Origin of the sequence: Peribacillus sp. Bi96, from assembly GCF_918698115.1 — a bacterium.
Lineage (GTDB): Bacteria > Bacillota > Bacilli > Bacillales > DSM-1321 > Peribacillus.
Window position 1 is genome coordinate 174,449 of sequence record NZ_CAKKLV010000007.1, and the last position, 21,213, is coordinate 195,661.

At 42.7% G+C, this 21,213-nt stretch carries 18 protein-coding genes; 1 reads left to right on the plus strand and 17 read right to left on the minus strand.

All coding sequences use genetic code 11. The features are described 5' to 3' along the window. Positions 1-428 precede the first annotated feature (428 nt). Positions 429-2,150 carry an NFACT RNA binding domain-containing protein gene (locus LQ203_RS11535; protein WP_230158180.1) on the plus strand — a complete coding sequence of 574 codons (1,722 nt, stop codon included), beginning with the start codon at positions 429-431 and terminating at the stop codon, positions 2,148-2,150. Positions 2,151-2,207: 57 nt separating this feature from the next. Here LQ203_RS11535 and pyrE read toward each other — a convergent pair whose 3' ends face one another. The 17 genes from pyrE to LQ203_RS11620 all read right to left on the minus strand — a co-directional run bounded on the left by pyrE (position 2,208) and on the right by LQ203_RS11620 (position 21,195). Further along, on the minus strand, positions 2,208-2,843 hold the full coding sequence (gene pyrE / locus LQ203_RS11540) for an orotate phosphoribosyltransferase (protein ID WP_230158182.1): 636 nt from the start codon (positions 2,841-2,843) through the stop codon (positions 2,208-2,210). Further along, positions 2,837-3,553 (minus strand): orotidine-5'-phosphate decarboxylase, encoded by a 717-nt coding sequence (gene pyrF / locus LQ203_RS11545; protein ID WP_230158184.1) that lies wholly within the window; start codon positions 3,551-3,553, stop codon positions 2,837-2,839. Before pyrF ends, pyrE begins: the two co-directional genes overlap by 7 nt. Then, a complete protein-coding gene (locus LQ203_RS11550) occupies positions 3,525-4,466 on the minus strand; it encodes a dihydroorotate dehydrogenase (RefSeq protein WP_230158186.1) in 942 nt (313 codons plus the stop codon). The genes pyrF and LQ203_RS11550 overlap by 29 nt, the downstream gene beginning before the upstream one ends. Then, positions 4,463-5,239, minus strand: coding sequence for a dihydroorotate dehydrogenase electron transfer subunit (locus LQ203_RS11555; RefSeq protein ID WP_290370576.1), 777 nt, complete (start codon positions 5,237-5,239; stop codon positions 4,463-4,465). The genes LQ203_RS11550 and LQ203_RS11555 overlap by 4 nt, the downstream gene beginning before the upstream one ends. Further along, complete coding sequence (gene carB, locus LQ203_RS11560; RefSeq protein ID WP_230158195.1) at positions 5,239-8,445, minus strand: carbamoyl-phosphate synthase large subunit; 3,207 nt, start codon at positions 8,443-8,445, stop codon at positions 5,239-5,241. The genes LQ203_RS11555 and carB overlap by 1 nt, the downstream gene beginning before the upstream one ends. Next, complete coding sequence (locus LQ203_RS11565) at positions 8,424-9,530, minus strand: carbamoyl phosphate synthase small subunit (protein WP_230158196.1); 1,107 nt, start codon at positions 9,528-9,530, stop codon at positions 8,424-8,426. The genes carB and LQ203_RS11565 overlap by 22 nt, the downstream gene beginning before the upstream one ends. Further along, complete coding sequence (locus LQ203_RS11570) at positions 9,527-10,813, minus strand: dihydroorotase (RefSeq protein ID WP_230158197.1); 1,287 nt, start codon at positions 10,811-10,813, stop codon at positions 9,527-9,529. Before LQ203_RS11570 ends, LQ203_RS11565 begins: the two co-directional genes overlap by 4 nt. Further along, positions 10,776-11,711 (minus strand): aspartate carbamoyltransferase catalytic subunit, encoded by a 936-nt coding sequence (locus tag LQ203_RS11575; RefSeq protein ID WP_230158198.1) that lies wholly within the window; start codon positions 11,709-11,711, stop codon positions 10,776-10,778. Before LQ203_RS11575 ends, LQ203_RS11570 begins: the two co-directional genes overlap by 38 nt. 200 nt (positions 11,712-11,911) lie before the next feature. Beyond that, positions 11,912-13,201, minus strand: coding sequence for a solute carrier family 23 protein (locus LQ203_RS11580; protein WP_230158199.1), 1,290 nt, complete (start codon positions 13,199-13,201; stop codon positions 11,912-11,914). A 178-nt stretch (positions 13,202-13,379) separates the two neighbouring features. After that, entirely contained in the window at positions 13,380-13,925 is a 546-nt protein-coding gene (gene pyrR / locus LQ203_RS11585) for a bifunctional pyr operon transcriptional regulator/uracil phosphoribosyltransferase PyrR (RefSeq protein ID WP_230158200.1), read from the minus strand. 192 nt (positions 13,926-14,117) lie between these two features. Continuing rightward, positions 14,118-15,035 (minus strand): RluA family pseudouridine synthase, encoded by a 918-nt coding sequence (locus LQ203_RS11590; protein ID WP_230158202.1) that lies wholly within the window; start codon positions 15,033-15,035, stop codon positions 14,118-14,120. Then, on the minus strand, positions 15,028-15,498 hold the full coding sequence (lspA, locus tag LQ203_RS11595) for a signal peptidase II (RefSeq protein ID WP_230158204.1): 471 nt from the start codon (positions 15,496-15,498) through the stop codon (positions 15,028-15,030). Before lspA ends, LQ203_RS11590 begins: the two co-directional genes overlap by 8 nt. A gap of 289 nt (positions 15,499-15,787) precedes the next feature. After that, on the minus strand, positions 15,788-18,556 hold the full coding sequence (gene ileS, locus LQ203_RS11600; RefSeq protein ID WP_230158206.1) for an isoleucine--tRNA ligase: 2,769 nt from the start codon (positions 18,554-18,556) through the stop codon (positions 15,788-15,790). Positions 18,557-18,948: 392 nt separating this feature from the next. Beyond that, on the minus strand, positions 18,949-19,464 hold the full coding sequence (locus LQ203_RS11605) for a DivIVA domain-containing protein (protein WP_057913479.1): 516 nt from the start codon (positions 19,462-19,464) through the stop codon (positions 18,949-18,951). Positions 19,465-19,549: 85 nt separating this feature from the next. Next, positions 19,550-20,323, minus strand: a complete 774-nt coding sequence (locus LQ203_RS11610; RefSeq protein ID WP_230158208.1) for an RNA-binding protein — start codon at positions 20,321-20,323, stop codon at positions 19,550-19,552. Between the two features lie 134 nt (positions 20,324-20,457). Then, positions 20,458-20,724: a YggT family protein gene (locus LQ203_RS11615; protein WP_230158210.1), complete on the minus strand. Its 267-nt coding sequence runs from the start codon at positions 20,722-20,724 to the stop codon at positions 20,458-20,460. A gap of 6 nt (positions 20,725-20,730) precedes the next feature. After that, on the minus strand, positions 20,731-21,195 hold the full coding sequence (locus LQ203_RS11620; protein ID WP_230158214.1) for a cell division protein SepF: 465 nt from the start codon (positions 21,193-21,195) through the stop codon (positions 20,731-20,733). Positions 21,196-21,213: the final 18 nt, after the last annotated feature.

Sequence of the window (21,213 nt, forward strand, 5' to 3'; positions counted from 1 at the left end):
TATCACACATCCCTTTGAATAGAATGAAATAGGCCCCTGTATACATCTCAAAACAGGCGCTTCTTGGCTTGACTCATCCAACACCTGCCCGCTTACCGATACATAAAACAACCTGCTCTTCTTCCATGATTATTCAGACTCGTCCAAAATAATGCTATAATTAAACAGAATTGCGGAAAGAAGAAAGATCCAAAATTGAAATAGTGGACAAAAGTCATGAATGCATGATGAAATCGGCAAATTTTGCTCGTTATAACAGGAACTTTTTTAAAAAAACATCCATTCAATATATCTGAACTTGCCCACTCCAGCTTTTCACCTAGTTCCACTAAATTTGTGATTGCAGCATATATGGCTAGCCTCTTATATATTGATAAAAAAAGTAATGAGTATCTTAGAAAATCTTATGTAAAGGAAGTAAAAATAGAATGTCATTTGATGGATTATTTACGAAAGCGATGACGGAAGAAATCGCTGCTTTATTAAAAGGTGGACGAATCAATAAGGTACATCAGCCTTACAAAAATGAAGTAATATTGGTTGTTCGTGCTGGGGGTAAGAACCATAAACTCTTATTATCAGCCCATCCAAGTTATTCAAGGGTACAATTGACGGAAGAAAGTTATGAAAACCCAAAAGAGGCACCCATGTTCTGTATGCTTCTTAGGAAGCATCTCGAAGGCTACACAATAGAAGATATTTATCAGCATGAACTTGATCGGATGATCATTTTTGAGGTGAAGGGCCGCAACGAACTTGGTGATGTTTCTCAAAAGCAGTTAATCATTGAAATCATGGGCCGTCACAGCAACATTGTTTTAGTTGATAAGGAACGGAATATGATTTTGGACAGCATTAAGCATGTCTCTTATGCCGTGAACAGTTATCGTGCCATATTGCCAGGACAGGAATATAAGGTTCCTCCTGCGCAAGAAAAGGATAATCCCTTCCAGGCTACTGAGGACGATATCAGGAAGAATATTGACTTCAATGCAGGAAAACTTGATCGACAGCTCGTTGCCCACTTCTCGGGAATTTCACCTTTAGTTGCAAAGGAAGCCGTTTACCGGGCTGGATTGGCCAACAGCACAACCCTTCCTTCAGCTTTTTCAAGTCTGATCAAGGAAATCTCGGAACAAAAATATGCTGCAACCATCAAACAAGATGGCAATAAAGAAGTTTTTTATATGCTTTCACTCGAGCACCTGACAGGAAAACAGCGTACGTTTTCTTCATTAAGCGAGATGCTCGACAGATTTTACTTCGGAAAGGCAGAACGAGATCGAGTTAAGCAAAAAAGCCAGGATGTCGAACGTTTCATTTCTAATGAAATCGAAAAGAACTCAAAAAAAATCGGGAAGCTCGAACGGACGTTGAAAGATACGGAACGTGGGGAACAGTATCAGTTGTTCGGTGAGCTGCTTACAGCTAACCTATATCAAATGAAAAAAGGCATGAAGGCAATTGAAGTCGTCAATTATTATGATGAAGAACAAAGTACGGTCATCATCCCGCTTGACCCATTAAAAAATCCATCCGATAATGCACAAAAGTACTTCTCAAGATACCAAAAGTCCAAAAACGCTGTCGGAGTCGTCCAAGAACAAATCGAAAAAACAAAGTTGGAATTGAAATACTTCGAAGCTTTGCATCAGCAGCTCCAATCGGCATCACCTAGAGATATAGAGGAAATTCGCGAAGAACTTCAAGAAGAAGGATACATTCGGCAAAAAAAGAAAAAAGGCATGAAAAAACCTGCCAATGCAAAACCGCAGCTTGAAACCTATTATGCTACAGATGGTGATCTCATTTTTGTCGGGAAAAATAATAAACAAAATGATTACCTTACGAATAAGTTCGCACGCCGGGATGAAATTTGGCTTCATACCAAAGATATCCCTGGATCGCATGTGGTGATTCGAAATGAAACACCAAGTGAAGAAACGATAAAAGAGGCCGCCGTATTATCAGCTTTCTTCAGTAAAGCTAGACTATCAAGTTCAGTACCCGTTGACTTCACACAAGTTCGCCATGTGAAGAAACCGAATGGTTCAAAGCCTGGTTTCGTCATCTATGAACAGCAGCAAACCATATATATTACCCCAGACCCCGATATCGTCATTCGTTTAAAGGAAGCGGTAAAGGATTGATTCGTATATAAAAAAATAGAGGTGACGCAATCCCATATGATTGCGTCACCTCTATTTTTATGCTGAAATCCAAGCGGTATCTGCCGGATTCTCCCGCCACTTTTTAAGCTTTTCCAATTCATCTGCTGTGATATACCCTTTTTCATTAGCGACTTTGATCAAAGTCGAGTAGTCACTCAAGGAATGGTTTGTGATGCCTTCAGCTTCGAATTTCTCTTTTCCCTTTTCTAATTCGTACGTAAAGATCGAAACGACTCCAAGAACATCACAGCCAGCTTCTTTAAGCGCGTTAACAGCTGTAATTACGCTGCCACCGGTTGAAATCAAATCTTCTACAACCACCACTTTTTGTCCTGGAACAGCGCGGCCTTCGATTTGATTGCCCTTTCCGTGCTCCTTAGCTTTGGAGCGAACATAGCACATCGGTGCATTTAACTTTTCGCTCACCCAGGCTGCATGCGGAATGCCGGCAGTTGCTGTGCCTGCAATGAGTTCAGCCTCAGGGAAATGCTGTTCAATCAATCCTTTTAATCCTTCCGCAATTTCATTGCGAACCTCCGGATAAGAAAGGGTTAAGCGGTTGTCGCAATAAATGGGCGATTGAATACCCGATGCCCAAGTGAAGGGATCATTCGGCTGAAGGTACACTGCTTTTATTTCTAATAGATGTTCGGCTATCTTTTGATTTAACATGATATTCCCTCCCAAGCTGCTTTCATATCCAAATAGGACTTTAATGGATCTTTAGCCCCCGTTATCGCTCTCCCGACGACGATGGCATCCGCTCCAAAATCCCTTGCCTGTTTTGGCGTGGCAATTCTTTTTTGATCATGCGTAAGTCCACCTGCACTTCTTATTCCAGGCGTGACTGTTAAAAATTCTTGGCCGATGCGTTCATGTATGTTCTTTACCTCATGAGTGGAACAAACAACGCCATCCAATCCTGCCAATTGAGTAAGACTTGCATAATGGAGAACCGAATCCTCCAAAGATCCTGCAATGTTTTGCTCACTGTTCATTTGTTCCTGTGACGTGCTTGTCAGTTGGGTAACCCCTATGCATAACGGACGTTTTTTCCCTGCAGGCGTTCCCTTATCCAGGCCCTCTATAGCCGCCTCCATCATCCTTTGACCACCAGCTGCATGTACATTGACCATGTCCGCACCTAAAGTTGCTAAACCTGCCATGGCCATTTTGACCGTGTTCGGGATATCATGAAGCTTCAAGTCCAGAAACACATCATGGCCTCGTTCTTTTACGAAGGAAATAATGGATGGTCCATTTTGATAAAATAATTCCATGCCTACTTTTACAGCTAGTTTTTCCGAAGGAAACTGACTCAGGAACTGTTCTGTTTGAAGTAGGTCGGGAAAATCAAGGGCGATAATTAGTGACTGCTTCATTCTGCTTCCAGCTCCTTCCCGTACATTCTGAAATATGGTCAAATCCAAGCTCATCCAACAATTTCGGTAATTCCTCGATGATTGTCGGACATACAAAAGGATCGACGAAGTTGGCAGTTCCCACCGCAACAGCACTTGCACCTGCATAGAAAAATTCAATGACGTCTTCTGCTGTCGCGATTCCACCCATTCCGATTATGGGAATGGATACTTGCTGGCTTACTTCATAAATCATCCGGAGTGCGACCGGTTTTATTGCAGGACCCGATAGCCCACCCGTTCTGTTTGAAAGGATCGGCTTGCCGGTTTTTAAATCCAACCGCATGCCGACTAATGTGTTTATCATTGTCAATCCATCGGCCCCGCCTTCTTCAACTGCTTTGGCCATTTCGACAATATTACTGACATTCGGTGAAAGCTTCACATATACAGGTACCGAAGATACTTCCTTAACGGCTTTGGTTACCTCTTTGGCAACTTCCGGCACAGTACCGAAAGCAATGCCGCCTTCTTTTACATTAGGACAAGAGATATTCAATTCAAGTGCTTTTACGTTCGGCACCTTACTTATGTCACTGGCAACCTTTACATAATCCGTTATTTGAGAACCGGCAACGTTAGCGATGATAGGAACATCATACCCACCTAGCCAAGCCAGTTCTTCACTGATTACCTTTTCTAACCCTGGATTCTGCAGGCCGATGGCATTCAGCATACCCGAAGAGGTTTCAGCAACACGCGGAGTCGGATTACCGAACCTCGGCTCAGGAGTTGTCGCTTTAATCATGATCGCCCCAAGAATATCCAAGTTGAAAAATTGACTGTATTCGCGGCCGAATCCAAAGCAGCCAGATGCTGGCATGACCGGATTTTTTAAGTGTAATCCTGGTAACTCAACTGAAAGTCTGCTCATAATATCACCTCTCCTGCCCGGAATACGGGTCCATCGCTGCATACCTTTTTGTAACTGAAACCAGTTGGATCATCTCCTGTATGACACACACAGGCAAAGCATGCACCGATGCCGCAACCCATCCTTTCTTCAAGGGAAAGGTAAAGCCTTTTCTCACCATAGCCTGCTTCCAACGCTTTTAACATCGGCGTCGGCCCACATGAAAAGATCGTTGCAAACTCCTGCTCCAGCTTGTCGATCACAGTCGTAACAAATCCTTTTGTCCCATATGACCCATCCACTGTGGCAATATGGGTATCACCTAATTCACTAAACTCTTTTTCATAAAAGATGGCTGATTTCGTCTGGAAGCCCAATACATGGATTACTCTTACGCCATTGGCAACCAACATCTGTGATAATTGATATAGGGGCGGGACACCAATCCCACCACCAACCAATAACGCCGTTTCTCCCTCTTTTGCTTCATGAACGGGAAATCCGTTACCAAGAGGGCCAAGGATATCGACCGCTTCAGCCTGCTTCCGCTGTGATAATAGCGTCGTTCCTTTCCCTTCAGCCCGGTATATCATCGTGAACTGTTTTTCACTGCTGTTATAAGAAGAAATTGAAATCGGGCGTCTTAACAATGGCTCTGCGCCTTCTGTTGTCTTGACCTGGACAAACTGGCCTGGTTGTTTCATCTCTGAAACCAGTTCACCTTGCAGCGTAAGCTCAAAGATGGATGGAGCCAGTTCTTTATGAGTTAACACCTTCATTCTTTCCTTCTTGATCATATATAGCTCACCTCACGACTTTTTTCCGTTTTCCCCATGGCTTCTGCCGAGAAGGTCATGGATTCTATCACCCTTAAAATGGCTTCTGCCGTATCGAGGGATGTTAGGCATGTCACGCCATTTTCAACCGATTCACGTCGGATTCTAAAACCATCACGCGCCGGCTGCTTTCCTTTGGTCAAAGTATTTATGACAAATTGCGCTTCCCCGTTTCGGATAACATCCAATAGGTTTCTGCCTTCTTCGCCAATTTTGCCGACAATCGCAGTCGGGATGCCGGATTGCTCCATTAGGGCAGCAGTTCCGCTGGTAGCTATCAGCTTGAAACCGGCATTATGGAAGCGTCTTGCTAAACCGAGTGCTTCTTGCTTATCTTTATCCGATATCGTCAATAAGACCGAGCCATGTCCCTTAATTTTGAAGCCGGAAGCGACGAGCCCTTTATATAAAGCCTTTTCAAGCGTGCTATCTTTCCCCATTACTTCACCAGTCGATTTCATTTCAGGTCCGAGTGAGATGTCCACACCTCTTAATTTCGCAAAAGAGAAGACTGGCACTTTCACATAAACCCCGGTTTGTTCTGCGACTAATCCGGATTGATAACCTTGGCTTTCAAGCGAATGGCCCAGGATGGCCTTCGTCGCTAAGTTAGCCATCGGCACATTCGTAATTTTACTTAAGAATGGAACCGTTCGGCTTGAACGTGGATTCACTTCAATAACATACACTTCTTCATTGCTTATGACATATTGAATATTCAGGAGACCAACTATATTCAAGCCTTTTGCCAATCTGGTCGTGTAGTCAATGATTACTTCTTTTTGTTTTTCCGTTAAATTTTGGGGCGGATAGACTGCAATTGAATCACCTGAATGGACGCCAGCCCGTTCAATATGCTCCATGATTCCTGGGATGACGACCGTTTCGCCATCGGAAATCCCGTCGACTTCAACTTCTTTCCCCGTCAAGTAACGGTCAATCAGAACCGGATGATCTGGATTTATTTTTACGGCATTTTTCATGTAATGCAGCAGTTCTTCTTGTTTATAGACGATTTCCATCGCTCTTCCTCCAAGAACATACGATGGCCTTACTAATACCGGGTAACCAATATCATCTGCAATGACGATTGCTTCATCAACCGATGTAGCGGTTTTACCCTTCGGCTGAGGAATGTCTAAATCCTTCAGGGCCTTTTCGAATTTATTGCGATTTTCTGCCCTATCCAGATCTTCTAGTGAAGTACCAAGGATTTTGACACCTCTTTCAACAAGTCCATCTGCAAGGTTTATCGCTGTCTGTCCGCCAAACTGGACGATGACCCCTTCCGGTTTTTCCAAATCGATGACATGCATGACATCTTCAAGTGTCAATGGTTCGAAATAAAGTTTGTCGGAGATACTGAAATCCGTCGAAACGGTTTCGGGATTGTTGTTGATGATGATCGCTTCATATCCGGCTTCTTTGATTGCCCAGACCGAATGTACGGTGGCATAATCAAACTCTACCCCTTGCCCTATCCGAATTGGGCCAGACCCCAGTACAATGACACTTTTCTTGTCAGTGACGATGGATTCATTTTCATCTTCGTATGTTCCATAAAAATATGGTGTTTCCGATTCGAATTCCGCCGCACATGTATCCACCATTTTATAAACAGGGATGATTCCTTGCTTTTTCCGATACTCATAAACGTCGATTTCGGGAACTTCCCATATTTCTGCAACTGTTTTGTCAGAAAAACCTAGTTCTTTAGCCTTTTGCAGAACTTCACAATTAAAGGAATGTTGTTTAAGCTCCTTTTCAAAGTCGATTATCTTTTTCAACTTATGCAAGAAGAATAAATCGATCTGGCTCCATTCGTGAATGGTTTCGATCGTTTTCCCCCTTCTTAATGCTTCACCGATATAGAACAACCGTTCATCTCCAGCTTTTCGGATCCGTTTCTCTATTTTTTCATCCTCAAACTCGTCATTCAATTCAAGATGGTATATACCCGCCTCAAGGGACCGCACAGCTTTTAAAATGGATTCTTCGAATGTACGGCCGATTGCCATGACCTCTCCGGTCGCTTTCATTTGTGTACCGAGCCTACGGTTCGCACTTTCGAATTTATCGAAAGGCCAGCGCGGGATTTTTGTAACGACATAGTCCAGTGCCGGTTCAAAGCTTGCATAGGTTTTGCCTGTAACGGGGTTCATCATTTCATCAAGCGTCAAACCAACCGCTATCTTGGCTGCAAGCTTTGCAATCGGATATCCAGTTGCCTTTGAAGCAAGTGCCGACGAACGGCTGACCCTTGGGTTCACTTCAATGACGTAATATTGATAGCTGTTTGGATCTAGTGCAAGCTGAACATTACATCCACCTTCAATTTTTAAGGCACGGATAATCTTCAAAGACGTATTTCTAAGCATTTGATACTCTCTGTCACTTAATGTTTGGCTTGGTGCCGCAACGATAGAATCTCCTGTATGGACGCCGACAGGGTCGAAGTTTTCCATATTACAAACCACAATTGCATTATCATTGGAATCACGCATCACTTCATATTCCACTTCTTTGAATCCGGCGATGCTCCTCTCAAGCAAACATTGGTGAACTGGACTGCTTTTCAGGCCACCTTCTACTATTTCAATCAGTTGCTCTTCGTTATCACAAATCCCACCGCCTGTTCCGCCAAGTGTGAAGGCAGGACGTACGATGACCGGATAGCCGATTCGTTCCACGAATGTATAAGCCTCTTCCAAGTTATGAATAATGTCACTGTCAGGAACTGGTTCACCAAGATCATTCATTAGGGTACGGAAAAGGTCACGGTCTTCCGCTTGTTGGATGGCGGAAAGTTTCGTCCCAAGAATCTGCACGTTGCATTCTTCGAGAATTCCTGACTCGGCCAATTCAACGGCCATGTTTAAGCCAGTCTGTCCGCCCAAGGTAGGTAACAGGGCATCTGGACGCTCTTTACGAATGATTTTGCTCACAAATTCCAAAGTGATCGGTTCGATATATACCGCATCAGCCATTTCACTGTCTGTCATGATTGTGGCAGGGTTAGAGTTAATCAGGATTACTCGATAGCCTTCTTCTTTTAAGGCGATACATGCTTGAGTTCCTGCGTAATCGAACTCGGCAGCCTGTCCGATTACGATCGGACCGGACCCAATTACTAGGATGCTTTTTATATCAGTGCGTTTTGGCATGTTTTTTCCCCCTTGGTAGTTGCAGTTTCGATCATTTGTAAAAATTCGTTGAATAAGTAGTTGGCGTCTTCCGGACCAGGTGATGCTTCCGGGTGATATTGTACGGTGAAAGCTGGGTATTCTTTATGGCTCAATCCCTCAATCGTACCGTCATTCAATGCTGTATGTGTCACAATAAGGTCAGTCTTTTCAATGGAAAGCTCTTCGACCGTATATCCATGATTTTGAGAAGTGATGGATACCTTCCCAGTACGAAGGTCTTTAACCGGATGATTTGAACCTCGATGGCCGAATTTTAATTTTTCCGTATCTCCACCGTTTGCAAGCGCGAATAATTGATGGCCTAAGCAGATGCCGAATAATGGCACTTTTGTTTGGACTGTACGGATCATTTCAAGCGTCTCAGGAACACTTTTCGGATCTCCAGGCCCGTTGGAAAGCATCACACCATCTGGATGGTATTGCATTACTTCCTCAGCCGTGACGTTATAAGGTACGACCACGACATCACAACCGCGCTTCGTCAACTCACGCAAAATCCCATGCTTCATGCCATAGTCAACAAGAACTACCCGCGGGCCTCTGCCCGGACTTGAATAAGGTGCTTTTGTTGAAACCTGTTTCACTTGATTAGTAGGAATCACCGTTGCTTTCAACTGGGAAACAACTTCTTCGGCATTTTTATTGATATTGCAGAGCGCTCCTTTAAGTGCACCTGATTTCCTGATGATTCTTGTAAGCTTCCTTGTATCGATTCCGCTTATTCCAGGTATGTCCTTCATTTTCAAATATTCATCAAGTGATGACTGGTTGCGCCAGTTGGAAGGAAGATCTGCTGTTTCCTTTACGACAAACCCAGATATCGCTGGATTGATGGATTCGAAGTCATCCCGGTTTATCCCGTAGTTTCCGATCAACGGATACGTTAGTGTAACGATTTGTCCGCAATAAGATGGATCGGATAGAATCTCCTGATATCCAGTCATCCCTGTGTTAAAAACGACTTCGCCGATTTTCTCTACATCCCCTCCGAATGCTTCCCCGAGGAAAACCGTTCCGTCTTCTAAAATAAGTTGTCTTTTCATCCTTGAACACGTCCTTTATCCCAAGCTGTTTTTCCTTCAGAAATCGTCATGACTGGCCAGCCATAGCATTTCTTTTCATTGAAAGGTGTATTTTTCCCTTTTGAAGCAAACTCTTCATTATCAATTTCTTTTTCCGTTTCCAAATCGATCAGCACGATATCTGCAATAGCGCCTTCCTTTAACTCTCCATATGGAAGGGAGAAACTTTCAGATGGTTTGATCGTCATGAAATCGACCAATTGCTTTAATGTTATGATGCCCTTTTTGACCAATTCGGTGTAAAGCAACGGGAAGGCCGTCTCCAATCCTACTATTCCAAAAGGAGCTAGCTGCATTCCCTGCGCTTTTTCCTCGTCCGTATGTGGTGCATGGTCCGTGGCTATAAAATCGATGGTCCCATCAAGCAGGCCTTCTATCAACGCGTCCCGATCTTCCCGTCCTCTTAATGGAGGGTTCATTTTATAATTCGAATCAAGACCCGGTATATCATCTTCACACAATAATAAGTGATGCGGTGTAACTTCGGCTGTGACCCGGATACCGGCACGTTTAGCATCCCTTACCGTCCTTACCGATTCCTTCGTGGATATGTGGCAAACATGATAATGGCAGTCCGCCGCTTCCGCTAAAAGGATATCCCGGGCAATATGTACAGCTTCGCATACTGACGGAATACCATTGATTCCCTGCTCTTTTGAGAATCTTCCTTCATGGACAGAGCCTTTATTGATTAAGCTATTATCTTCACAATGAGCAACTATCGCCATATCTTGCGCGGCTGCCCTTTTCATTGCTTCCAGCATCATCCCAGCTTCTTGAATCCCTACGCCATCGTCCGTAAAGGCGAAAGCACCCGTTTGTTTTAATGATGCAAAGTCGGTCAACTCTTTGCCTGCTTCCCTGATCGTGATGGATGCATAAGGTAGTACCCGGACATGAGCCGTTTCTTCAATTTTCCGGTTAAGCGCTTCAAGATTTTCCACTGTATCAGGAACAGGCCTTGTATTAGGCATTGCGGCTACCGTAGTGAAACCGCCTCTCGCAGCTGCAAGCGTTCCACTTGCGATGGTTTCCTTATGCTCTCCGCCCGGCTCGCGCAAATGAACATGCAGGTCAACGAACCCTGATGTAACAAGTAACCCTTTTGCATCGACAACCTTACAATTTTCCGTTGGCAAGTTTTCGCCGATTTTCGTGATGATCTTTCCTTCTATTTCAATGTCCGCTTTTTTGAATGAGTTTTGATTATCTAGCAATACTCCATTTTTGATGACAGTTTTCATGGATAATTCCCCCTTCGGATTGTTCAAGCACATTTTTTAATACGGCCATTCTAATGAACACACCATTTTCCATTTGTTTAAAAATTCTTGAGCGGTTGCATTCGACTAAATCACTGTCAATTTCAACACCGCGGTTTATTGGAGCAGGATGCATGATGATTGCGTCCGGTTTCATAGTTTTTTCGCGCTGTTTGGTTAGCCCAAAACTTTCCAGATAATCTCGATTTGCCTGATCATATTTTTCATTATGTCTTTCATGCTGTATTCTGAGCAGCATGACCACATCAGATGTGGCTATCGCTTGATCGATGTTTTCATAACTTCCGAAGCTGTTCGTACTATCAAACCATTCAGGCGGACCTGAAAATACGACATTCGCTCCTAAACGAGTTAATGCTTCTGCATTCGATTTTGCAACCCGGCTATGCCTCACATCCCCGATTATCGAAATCTTCAGATCCTTGAAACCTTTAAACTCTTGTTTTATCGTCAATAAGTCCAGTAATGACTGAGTTGGATGATTCCCACAGCCATCCCCTGCATTGATTATTGGAATCGTGATCTTCTCTTTCAACTCGTCAAAATAATTATCCTGCTCATGACGGATGATCAAGGCATTGACACCTATTGCTTCAAGCGTTTTAACTGTGTCATATAAGGTTTCACCTTTTAACACGGATGATGTACCGGTATCAAAAGGAATGACCTCCAGTCCTAGTTTTCTTTCAGCCATTTCAAAGCTTGATTTTGTTCGTGTACTTGGTTCAAAGAACAGATTGGCAACAGTGGTAAGTTGTTTAGGATTCCAGCTTGATCCGTTTGCAAATCCCTCTGCCTCAAGTAGAATTCTTTCAATTTCAGTTATGGTCAATTCGTTCATGGTCAATAATTTTTTCATCGATCCTGCTCCTTTCACAACTGTGATGCGGGGCATAAAAAACACCCCGCCATTAAGGACAGGGTGTAGGTTATAAAGACTTGTGAGGACCGGGACCGGTTTTTACCTTTTTCCCGTTCTCCTCCATCTTTACAGCAACACCCTTTTAAGCCTCTCTGGACTTCTTTTAAAAGGTGATCTATTGTTTGATGCAGTTTTACTTATTTTTCAAAAATGTCTCCGGATATTTTTTCCCGGTCCGGTAAAATCAAGTTAAGCAGGATTCCTACTATGGCTGAAAGTGCCATTCCGGAAAGCGATACTGTATCCGATAGTTGGACGAAAGCTCCCCCAATCCCTAACACCAGGATCACTGAAGCTATCATCAGGTTCCTTTTTTTGTCAAAATCAACCTTATTATCAATCAGCATCCTTAATCCACTTGATGCGATAATACCGAAGAGTAAGATTGAAATGCCGCCCATCACCGCAGTAGGTATCGAGCTTATGACCGCTGAGATTTTACCGTTAAAGCCAAAGATGATTGCCGTTAACGCTGCCCCTCCGATGATATACACACTATATGCCTTTGTCATCGTCAAGACCCCAATATTTTCACCATATGATGTCAGCGGTGGCCCACCGATCAAGGAACCAATCATGATTCCCGCTCCATCTCCGAAAATCGAGCGATGCAAACCGGGCTTTTCCAAAAAGTTTCTGCCAACGACTTTACTCAGTATCATCTGGTGTCCGATATGTTCTGATAAAGTGACGATGGCGACCGGTACCATGATGGCAATGACTTCCCATGAGAAGGTCGGTGTATAGGTTACATAAGGAAACATGAATTCAGGCATTTCCCACCATTGTGCTGACTTGATCGGTCCATAATCTATTATTCCAGCAACGGCCGAACAGCCGTACCCCACTATGATACCCATTAAAATGGGAATCAAGTTAATGAATCCTTTAAAGAACACGTTGCAGATGATGGTTACCGCTAAAGTGATTAGCGCAATAATTATATATGTGACGCTATATTTATCTTGTGGATCATACATCGCCATGTCCACGGCCGTTCCGGCAAGGCTTAATCCGATTACGATAATGACCGGACCCACCACAACCGGAGGGAGTATATTCATTAACCAGCGCAATCCGACTTTTTGGATAATCAAAGCCACAATCCCATATATGAACCCTGCTGCGAAACAGCCAATCATGGCCGCCTCGGGTCCTCCTAAAGCCTTTGCCGCAATGATTGGCGTAATGAAGGCGAATGATGAACCGAGATAAGCCGGTATCTGACCTTTTGTGATCAACAAGTAGGATAGTGTACCCAAGCCGCTTGATACAAGTGCGACTGCTGGGCTTAACCCTACCAAGAATGGCACCAGTACTGTTGCACCGAACATGGCGAACAAGTGTTGGATGCTTAGCGTAATCCACTGACCAACCTTTGGCACGTCCTCGACATCAAGTACGATATCCCTTTTTGTTTCTTGCATTTCGGTATCCCCCTCATGAAAATTGCTTCAAAACCGCAAAAACCCTCTTTGCAGTATATACAAAGAGGGTTTCTCGGAAAGCGCATGCCTATACATAGGCATACATCTCCGGATTGACTCCCCTTTGCCAGCCTCTCTGGACTGTCTTTAAAAGGGTTTTATGAAATTTTCATGTTTATCATTTTTCTAATATAGTGACTTGATCTATTTCATCTACTTCTGTTAATGTAACGGTAATTTTTTCAGATTGTGATGTCGGAACGTTTTTCCCGACAAAATCGGCACGTATCGGCAATTCCCTATGTCCTCTGTCAACTAACACTGCGAGCTGAATTTGTGACGGTCTTCCCAAATCCACCAGAGCATCCATTGCAGCTCTAACAGTCCTTCCGGTGAAAAGAACATCATCAACCAAAATCACTTTCTTGTCGCTGATATTGACCGGGATGTCTGACCCTTTTACGACGGGTTCACCATCATTGCTCTTTTTCGAGAGGTCATCGCGGTAAAGTGTAATATCCAGTTCACCTAGCTCGATTTCCTTACCTTCTATTTGATTGATCCGTTTAGCAAGTCGATCAGCGAGGAATATCCCACGTGTACGAATCCCGATTAAGACGCAGTTTTCAATGCCCTTATTTTTTTCAATGATTTCATGGGCAATTCTCGTCAAGGCTCTGCTAATGGCCTGTTCATCAAGTACTATCGCTTTCTCATTCAACATATCGGCCACCTCGATCCCTTTTTACTGATAGGTCTCCTTCAACAAAAAATCCTCATGCCAAGAAGGCATGAGGATTTTATCGCCATGGGTAGAATTATCCCACTAGCGTATCCGTTTCCTTCTCAGTCTCTCTGTACTGTGTTAAAGGTTCTTGTTAAGTTATTATTATAATATATCATATAAACGGATTTGTCAATCCTTACTTCTGCGTAATTGATTAATTAGCTTTTCAAACTCTTCCGGAATTGGAGCTTCGAATTCCACATACTCATTTGTACGCGGATGAACGAAACCAAGAAGACCGGCGTGCAATGCTTGTCCATCTAAATTAAGAGTCTTCTTCGGACCATATTTCGGATCTCCTGCAAGCGGGAAACCAATATATTTCATGTGAACACGGATTTGATGTGTCCTTCCTGTTTCAAGCTGGCATTCCACTAAAGTAAACGCATTGAAACGTTCGATGACCCGGAAATGTGTCACAGCATTTTTAGAATTGGTATCTGTTACAGTCATGCTTTGACGATCCTTTTTATCCCGTCCGATCGGAGCATCAATCGTTCCGAAATCATGCGGGATGACACCATGTACTACTGCTTGATACTTACGGGTAACCGTTTTGTCAACAAGCTGCTGTACAAGTTTTTCATGTGCCATATCATTTTTGGCAACCATCAATAGACCTGATGTATCTTTATCGATTCGATGAACGATACCAGGGCGCATTACTCCATTGATCCCAGAAAGATCTTTGCAGTGAGCCATCAATCCATTTACAAGCGTTCCAGATACATGTCCTGGTGCTGGGTGGACGACCATGCCGCTCGGTTTATTAACCACGAGAACATCTGCATCCTCATAATAGATATCCAAATTCATTTCCTCTGCCACTGCATCCAATTCCTCAAGATCTGGAATCGTAACTTCGATCGTATCGCCAGGAACGGATTTGTAATTAGTCTTAATAGCTAAACCATTTACTAAAACATGGTCGTCTTTAATCCATTGCTGGACTTGAGTACGCGACCACTCCTCATTCAAAGTGGAAAGAGCCTTATCAATCCTGACTCCTTTTAGTGTTTCATCGATGCTGTATAACCTTTTATCCATTATCTTTCTCCTTACCGTTTTTTTCTTCTAAAAACATATGAATCACGAGCAGTCCGACACCAATTGAAAGCGCAGCATCAGCAACATTAAATACCGGGAAACTGTAGCTGAAAATATAGGTGTGAACGAAATCCACTACTTCTTGGCGAGCAATACGATCGATGAAATTACCAATCGCACCTCCTAGCATGAGAGCAAGGGCCACTCCCAGCAAACGGCTTTCCTTCGCCATTTTCTGAATATAATAGACAAGTCCAATAATGACAGCGATGGTGATGATGTAGAAAAACCACATTTGACCTTGTAGAATTCCCCATGCTGCCCCACGATTACGATGCGAGGTGATATATAGAAGGTTTTCAATAATTTCAATGCTTTCTCCGTACTCCATTTTTTTCACAATCATCCATTTTGTCAGCTGATCGAGAGCTATGACCAAAAGGGCAATCAAATAATAAAACACATTTTTTCCCCCAAACTAATCAAATCTTCACTTTTGAATTGTAGCATAAACTAGAAATAATGACTAATACGAAAAACAAAAGGCTGTTAGCTGTACCTGGAGAATACAGGGCAGATTTGAAAAGAAAACAATACCTTTTGGATGATGATCTATTTTCAATATGAATTTTAGCCTTTTCTGTTTCCATTCCCACAAAAAAACCGGTCCCTTTACATAGGGACCGGTTTTTATTGAGCTTGTCTACAGTCTGACCGATCCCATCATTTAGGGACCGGCATTCGTTTTGAAATTACTGATTCACATAATGCTCTTTCACGACTGTTGCACAACGTGGGCAGAGTGTTGGGTGCTCTTCCACTTGACCTACCTCTTTCGAAACATTCCAGCAACGTTCACACGTTTCACCTTCTGCTTTTGTAACAAGAATCGCGATATCCTCAAGTTTAACTGCTTCTGATGGGGCACTTGCCACATCGCCAGCGATTTCAAATTCGGATACGATGAATAATTGTTCAAAGCTCTCCTTGATACCATCAAGCAGATTCTTTGTTTCTTCATTAACATATACCATCACTTTAGCGTTCAGGGATTTTCCGATGACCTTCTGGTTACGAGCTTCTTCTAATGCTTTTAGTACATTATCACGGAGATTCATGAACGCCGTCCATTTTTCTTCAATGACTTCAGCATTATCGATGGAAATTTCTTCAGGCATCAATGTCAACTGTACACTTTCTTCCGTTACACCAGGAATGAACGCCCATACTTCATCAGCGGTATGCGAGAGAATTGGTGAAACCAATTTCGTTAAGCTTACCAATGCTTCGTAAAGGACCGTTTGAATGGCCATACGCTCTTTACCGTTTGGTGCTTCACAATATAAAATGTCTTTCGCATAATCCAGGTAGAACGAACTTAAATCCTGTGTACAGAAATTATTGACCATATTATAAATTGTAGCAAACTCATAATTTTCATAACCCAGTTTCGACTGAGTGATCAATTTATTCAATTTAACTAACATGTAGCGATCGACTTCAGGTAATTCGTGGACTGCCACTTTATCGGTATCTGGATTGAATCCATCCAAGTTTCCTAACAGGAAGCGGAATGTATTCCGGATTTTACGGTACACTTCCGAAACTTGTTTTAAAATAGGATCGGAAACCCTAACATCCGATTGGTAATCCACAGAAGCAACCCAAAGGCGTAAAATATCTGCACCCAATTGGTTCATGACCTTAGATGGAAGGACAACGTTCCCAATAGATTTACTCATTTTACGGCCTTCGCCATCTAAAGCGAACCCGTGGCTCAGAACTCCCTTGTACGGTGCCTTTCCTGTTACGGCAACACTTGTAGAAAGTGATGAGTTAAACCAGCCGCGGTATTGATCGGAACCTTCCAAATAAAGGTCAGCCGGCCGCTGTAAGTCGTCTCTTTCTTCAAGTACCGCTTGATGTGAAGAACCTGAGTCGAACCATACGTCCATGATATCCGTTTCTTTCGTAAAGATACCATTCGGACTGCCTGCATGTGTATAACCCTCCGGCAGAAGATCTTTCGCTTCCCGTTCAAACCAGATGTTCGAACCGTGTTCACGGAATAGGTTTGAAATATGGTTGATCGTTTCATCCGTAATGATCGGCTCGCCGTTTTCTGCATAAAGGACTGGAATTGGTACGCCCCATGCACGTTGACGGGAAATACACCAATCCCCACGATCACGGACCATATTGAATAGGCGAGTTTCGCCCCATGCAGGTACCCATTTGGTTTCTTCAATTGCTTCCAGAAGTTCACTGCGGAAGTCTTTGATTGAAGCGAACCATTGCGCCGTTGCACGGAAGATTGTCGGTTTCTTCGTCCGCCAGTCATGTGGATATGAATGTGTAATGAACGTCAAGTTCAATAACGCGCCTGCTTCTGTTAATTTTTCAGTAATTGGTTTATTCGCTTGATCATAAAATAATCCGGCAAATTCCCCCGCCTCTTCCGTCATGACACCTTTTTCATCTACAGGACAAAGTACATCCAAGCCGTATTTTTGTCCAATGATAAAGTCATCTTCACCATGTCCAGGAGCAGTATGAACACAACCAGTACCAGCTTCAGTTGTTACATGCTCACCCAACATCACTAATGAATCGCGGTCATATAGAGGGTGTTTGGCAACGGCGCGATCCAACTCGCTCCCTTTTACCGTTTTCAAGATTGACGGGTTATCCCAACCTAGGGTTTCTGTAACTGATTCAAGAAGCGCCTCAGCAATTAAGAATTTTTCATTTTCAACAGCCACTACCACGTAATTTAATTGCGGATGCAATGAGATACCAAGGTTTGCAGGAATCGTCCAAGGAGTTGTCGTCCAGATGATGATTTTTACGCCCTCTTCGATTACACCTTTGCCCTCTGTGATCTCAAAAGCAACGTAGATCGATGCAGAACGTTTGTCTTGATATTCGATTTCAGCTTCGGCAAGGGCTGATTCACTTGATGGAGACCAGTAAACAGGTTTTTTGCCTTTATAAATATAGCCTTTTTTCGCCATATCACCGAAGACCTTGATTTGCTGTGCTTCATATTCAGGTTTTAACGTGATATAAGGATTATCCCAATCTCCACGGACCCCTATTCTTTTAAACTGCTCACGTTGATTGTCAATCTGAACGTAAGCATACTCTTCACAAAGCTTTCTGAATTCAGCTACGGTCATTTCTTTCCGTTTCACGCCTTTTTTTGTCAATGCCGTTTCGATTGGAAGCCCATGTGTATCCCAACCAGGAACATACGGTGCTTGAAAACCGCTCATTGATTTGAAACGGACAATGAAATCCTTTAATACTTTGTTCATTGCATGGCCCATATGGATATCACCGTTAGCATATGGAGGTCCATCATGCAAAATGAATAAAGGGCGCCCTTCCGTTTGTTCTTGCACTTTTTTATAGATGTTCATTTCTTTCCATTTCTCTTGGATTTCCGGCTCACGTTTCGGCAAGTTTCCACGCATTGGAAATTCAGTTTTAGGCATCAATAAGGTATCTTTGTATTCCATCATAAAATCCTCCATCCGTCTTTACAAAATTTCATTAGAACCTAGACATAGATATCCGGCCAAAATAAAAAGCCTTCTCATCCCTAAAAAAGGGACGAGAAAGCTTTGCTTCCCGCGGTACCACCCTGGCTAGAAGGATTCACAAAGTGATCCAACCTCTCGAGCATTCGTAACGTGAATGAAACGCTTCGTTTACTTACTGCAAAAGCAGGTTCAACTCAGAACTCAAGGGTGATCTTCAATAACTTCGCTTATTCCGGGCTTTCACCATCCCCGGTTCGCTAGAAATAAGTGTGTGAAGTATTTACTTTCCCTGTCATCGTCTAATGTCATCATGAATAGTATTGTTAAAAAATTATATGCGAAAAAAGTGTTCCAAGTCAAGGAATCGGTTAAATTTCCTCTTCCACTCTCTCATTTAATTCTATTTCAGTCGCATCTACTTCATAATCAAGAAGATGGTCCCAATCATCATTGTCCAGTAAATCCAGTTGTGCACCGACAAGCATTTTAAAACGGGTCCGGAATACTTTGGACTGTTTTTTCAAGTCTTCAATATCCATCGCTATTTTCCTTGCTTTCACAAGTGACTCATTGACAATTCGGTCGGCATTTTTCTCTGCTTCCTTAATGATCAGTTTCGCTTCTTTTTGGGCATTGCGCCTTAATTCTTCAGCTGCTTCTTGTGCGACAATAATCGACTTATTAAGTGTACCTTCAATTGTCGTAAAATGTCCTAAACGATCATAAGTCTCGTTCAGTTTATCTTCAATTTCTTTTTTCTCCCTCAAAATCAGTTCATAATCTTTAATGACCTGGTCGAGAAACTCATTTACTTCATCTTCATCATACCCTCGAAATACTTTGTTAAATTCCTTATTATGTATATCTATCGGGGTTAAGGGCATTACGGCACCTCCAGAACGGTTTCTACTCTAGTATATTAAAACTCTATATTCGACAAAAAATGTATGAATCCTGCTTTATATTGAATTATTTTTGCCTGCCTAACGAGATTCTCCACTTATCCTTCTTGGTTTTTCCATCAATTGACGCTATTTTACATCTGCCAAAACCTCTGATGGAAAGTGTATCACCCTCACGGCATTCTTCCGAAACGTTTTCCGTTTGCTTGAAATTCACCTTTACTTTCCCTGAAGTTATCAAGGCTTGGGTTTTTTGACGGGACATATTCAAAACGGACGAAAGCACACTGTCTAGCCTAAGAGAACTAACGGTGGTGACTTGCTCTTCCCATTTTTCATTCACTTGGATGATATTCTCGATAGGAAGCCGTTTGATGGCAACGGAAGCGTTACCTATTCTTTCTAAATTTCCTGTGAGATATAAATCCATCTCCTCGGCCGCAATAAATTGAATATGATCCTCAGTCACTATGATATCACCAAATTTTTCTCGTTTTACCCCTAGTGACATCAAGGTTCCAAGTATTTGCCTATGTTCAAGCGTAACAAATTTCTTTGGATAGGAGATATCATATAAGGAGATATTGAAATCCGATTGTTCAGGAGAGTAATAATCAGGGTAAATGAGCACACGTTTTCGCTCAACGAAATCGCTCCCGCCATTAAATTGCAGCTTCGCATCCGGATCATTCCCTATTAAGGAAGTAAGGATTTCCTGCTGGCGCGGATCAAGAAAATCAGATAGTTTCGGAGCGTAAGAATTTTTCACCTGATCAATCCAATTCATTGCCTGGTCAATAAAATCTTTTTCCTCCGGCCTGAAATGCTGATAAATACTCATGATTGAATAAAAGCTCCTTAGTTATCAAATTAATGGTCGACCATAAGGAATTGATTAAATGATTCTTCGTTGCTACTACACAGCGGAGTCTCATCCGACTGTGTAGTGAGATGCATGTTCAGGTTCATTGTTGATTATCCTATTAAAGTCTGTAAGTAAAAAATTCCATAACCGCTGGCAAAGTTAAGCACCAGCAGAGCTACAAGCGGTGAAAGATCGATCATGCCAAGTGGTGGTATGAACTTTCTGAACGGTTCTAAATATGGTTCGCAAATCTTTTCCAGGAATTTCCCAATCGCTGTTTCCCTTGCATTGGGAAACCATGACATCAATATGTAAACGATTAATGCCATTGAATAAATTTCAATTAAATAATATAAGCCTTGAAGCACTACACCCATTAATCATTACCACCTCGCTTCTTCGTACTCCTCTTCCGCGGCGAAGCCGGTGATATTACCGGAAACATCGACATTGTCCGGGGTACATAAGAATATATCTGTTCCAATTTTTTGGATATCCCCACTGATTGCATAAACAGTCCCACTTAGAAAATCGATGATTCGCTTTCCTTGATCGTGCTGGATCCGTTGAAGGTTCACGACAACAGCACGTCTGTTTTTTAAATGGTCAGCTACCTCTTGGGCTTCTGCATAAGCACGAGGCTCCAATAATACTACTTTAGAAGATTTTTGTACGCTTTGCAAACTTACGATATTCTGATTGGTATTATTCCCTGCAGAAGCGGGCTGCTGCTGTTTAGCTGACTTCACGACTTTTCGTTCAGCCTCCTCTTCTTCCATCTCTTCATCCGTGTACTCATACTCATCATCCAGCGCGAAATAAGATTTAAATTTTGATACGAACGACATCTAAAGCGTACCTCCTTA

What these genes read in the sequence shown, in the direction of transcription:
- LQ203_RS11570 (WP_230158197.1), bottom strand. Translation starts at nt 10,813, where the DNA reads ATGAAAACTGTCATCAAAAATGGAGTATTGCTAGATAATCAAAACTCA.
- ileS (WP_230158206.1), bottom strand. Translation starts at nt 18,556, where the DNA reads ATGGAATACAAAGATACCTTATTGATGCCTAAAACTGAATTTCCAATG.
- LQ203_RS11565 (WP_230158196.1), bottom strand. Translation starts at nt 9,530, where the DNA reads ATGAAAAGACAACTTATTTTAGAAGACGGAACGGTTTTCCTCGGGGAA.
- LQ203_RS11550 (WP_230158186.1), bottom strand. Translation starts at nt 4,466, where the DNA reads ATGAGCAGACTTTCAGTTGAGTTACCAGGATTACACTTAAAAAATCCG.
- LQ203_RS11620 (WP_230158214.1), bottom strand. Translation starts at nt 21,195, where the DNA reads ATGTCGTTCGTATCAAAATTTAAATCTTATTTCGCGCTGGATGATGAG.
- LQ203_RS11605 (WP_057913479.1), bottom strand. Translation starts at nt 19,464, where the DNA reads ATGCCCTTAACCCCGATAGATATACATAATAAGGAATTTAACAAAGTA.
- carB (WP_230158195.1), bottom strand. Translation starts at nt 8,445, where the DNA reads ATGCCAAAACGCACTGATATAAAAAGCATCCTAGTAATTGGGTCCGGT.
- pyrF (WP_230158184.1), bottom strand. Translation starts at nt 3,553, where the DNA reads ATGAAGCAGTCACTAATTATCGCCCTTGATTTTCCCGACCTACTTCAA.
- LQ203_RS11590 (WP_230158202.1), bottom strand. Translation starts at nt 15,035, where the DNA reads ATGGATAAAAGGTTATACAGCATCGATGAAACACTAAAAGGAGTCAGG.
- pyrE (WP_230158182.1), bottom strand. Translation starts at nt 2,843, where the DNA reads ATGTTAAATCAAAAGATAGCCGAACATCTATTAGAAATAAAAGCAGTG.
- LQ203_RS11610 (WP_230158208.1), bottom strand. Translation starts at nt 20,323, where the DNA reads ATGAGTATTTATCAGCATTTCAGGCCGGAGGAAAAAGATTTTATTGAC.
- LQ203_RS11580 (WP_230158199.1), bottom strand. Translation starts at nt 13,201, where the DNA reads ATGCAAGAAACAAAAAGGGATATCGTACTTGATGTCGAGGACGTGCCA.
- pyrR (WP_230158200.1), bottom strand. Translation starts at nt 13,925, where the DNA reads ATGTTGAATGAGAAAGCGATAGTACTTGATGAACAGGCCATTAGCAGA.
- LQ203_RS11535 (WP_230158180.1), top strand. Translation starts at nt 429, where the DNA reads ATGTCATTTGATGGATTATTTACGAAAGCGATGACGGAAGAAATCGCT.
- LQ203_RS11615 (WP_230158210.1), bottom strand. Translation starts at nt 20,724, where the DNA reads ATGGGTGTAGTGCTTCAAGGCTTATATTATTTAATTGAAATTTATTCA.
- LQ203_RS11575 (WP_230158198.1), bottom strand. Translation starts at nt 11,711, where the DNA reads ATGAAAAAATTATTGACCATGAACGAATTGACCATAACTGAAATTGAA.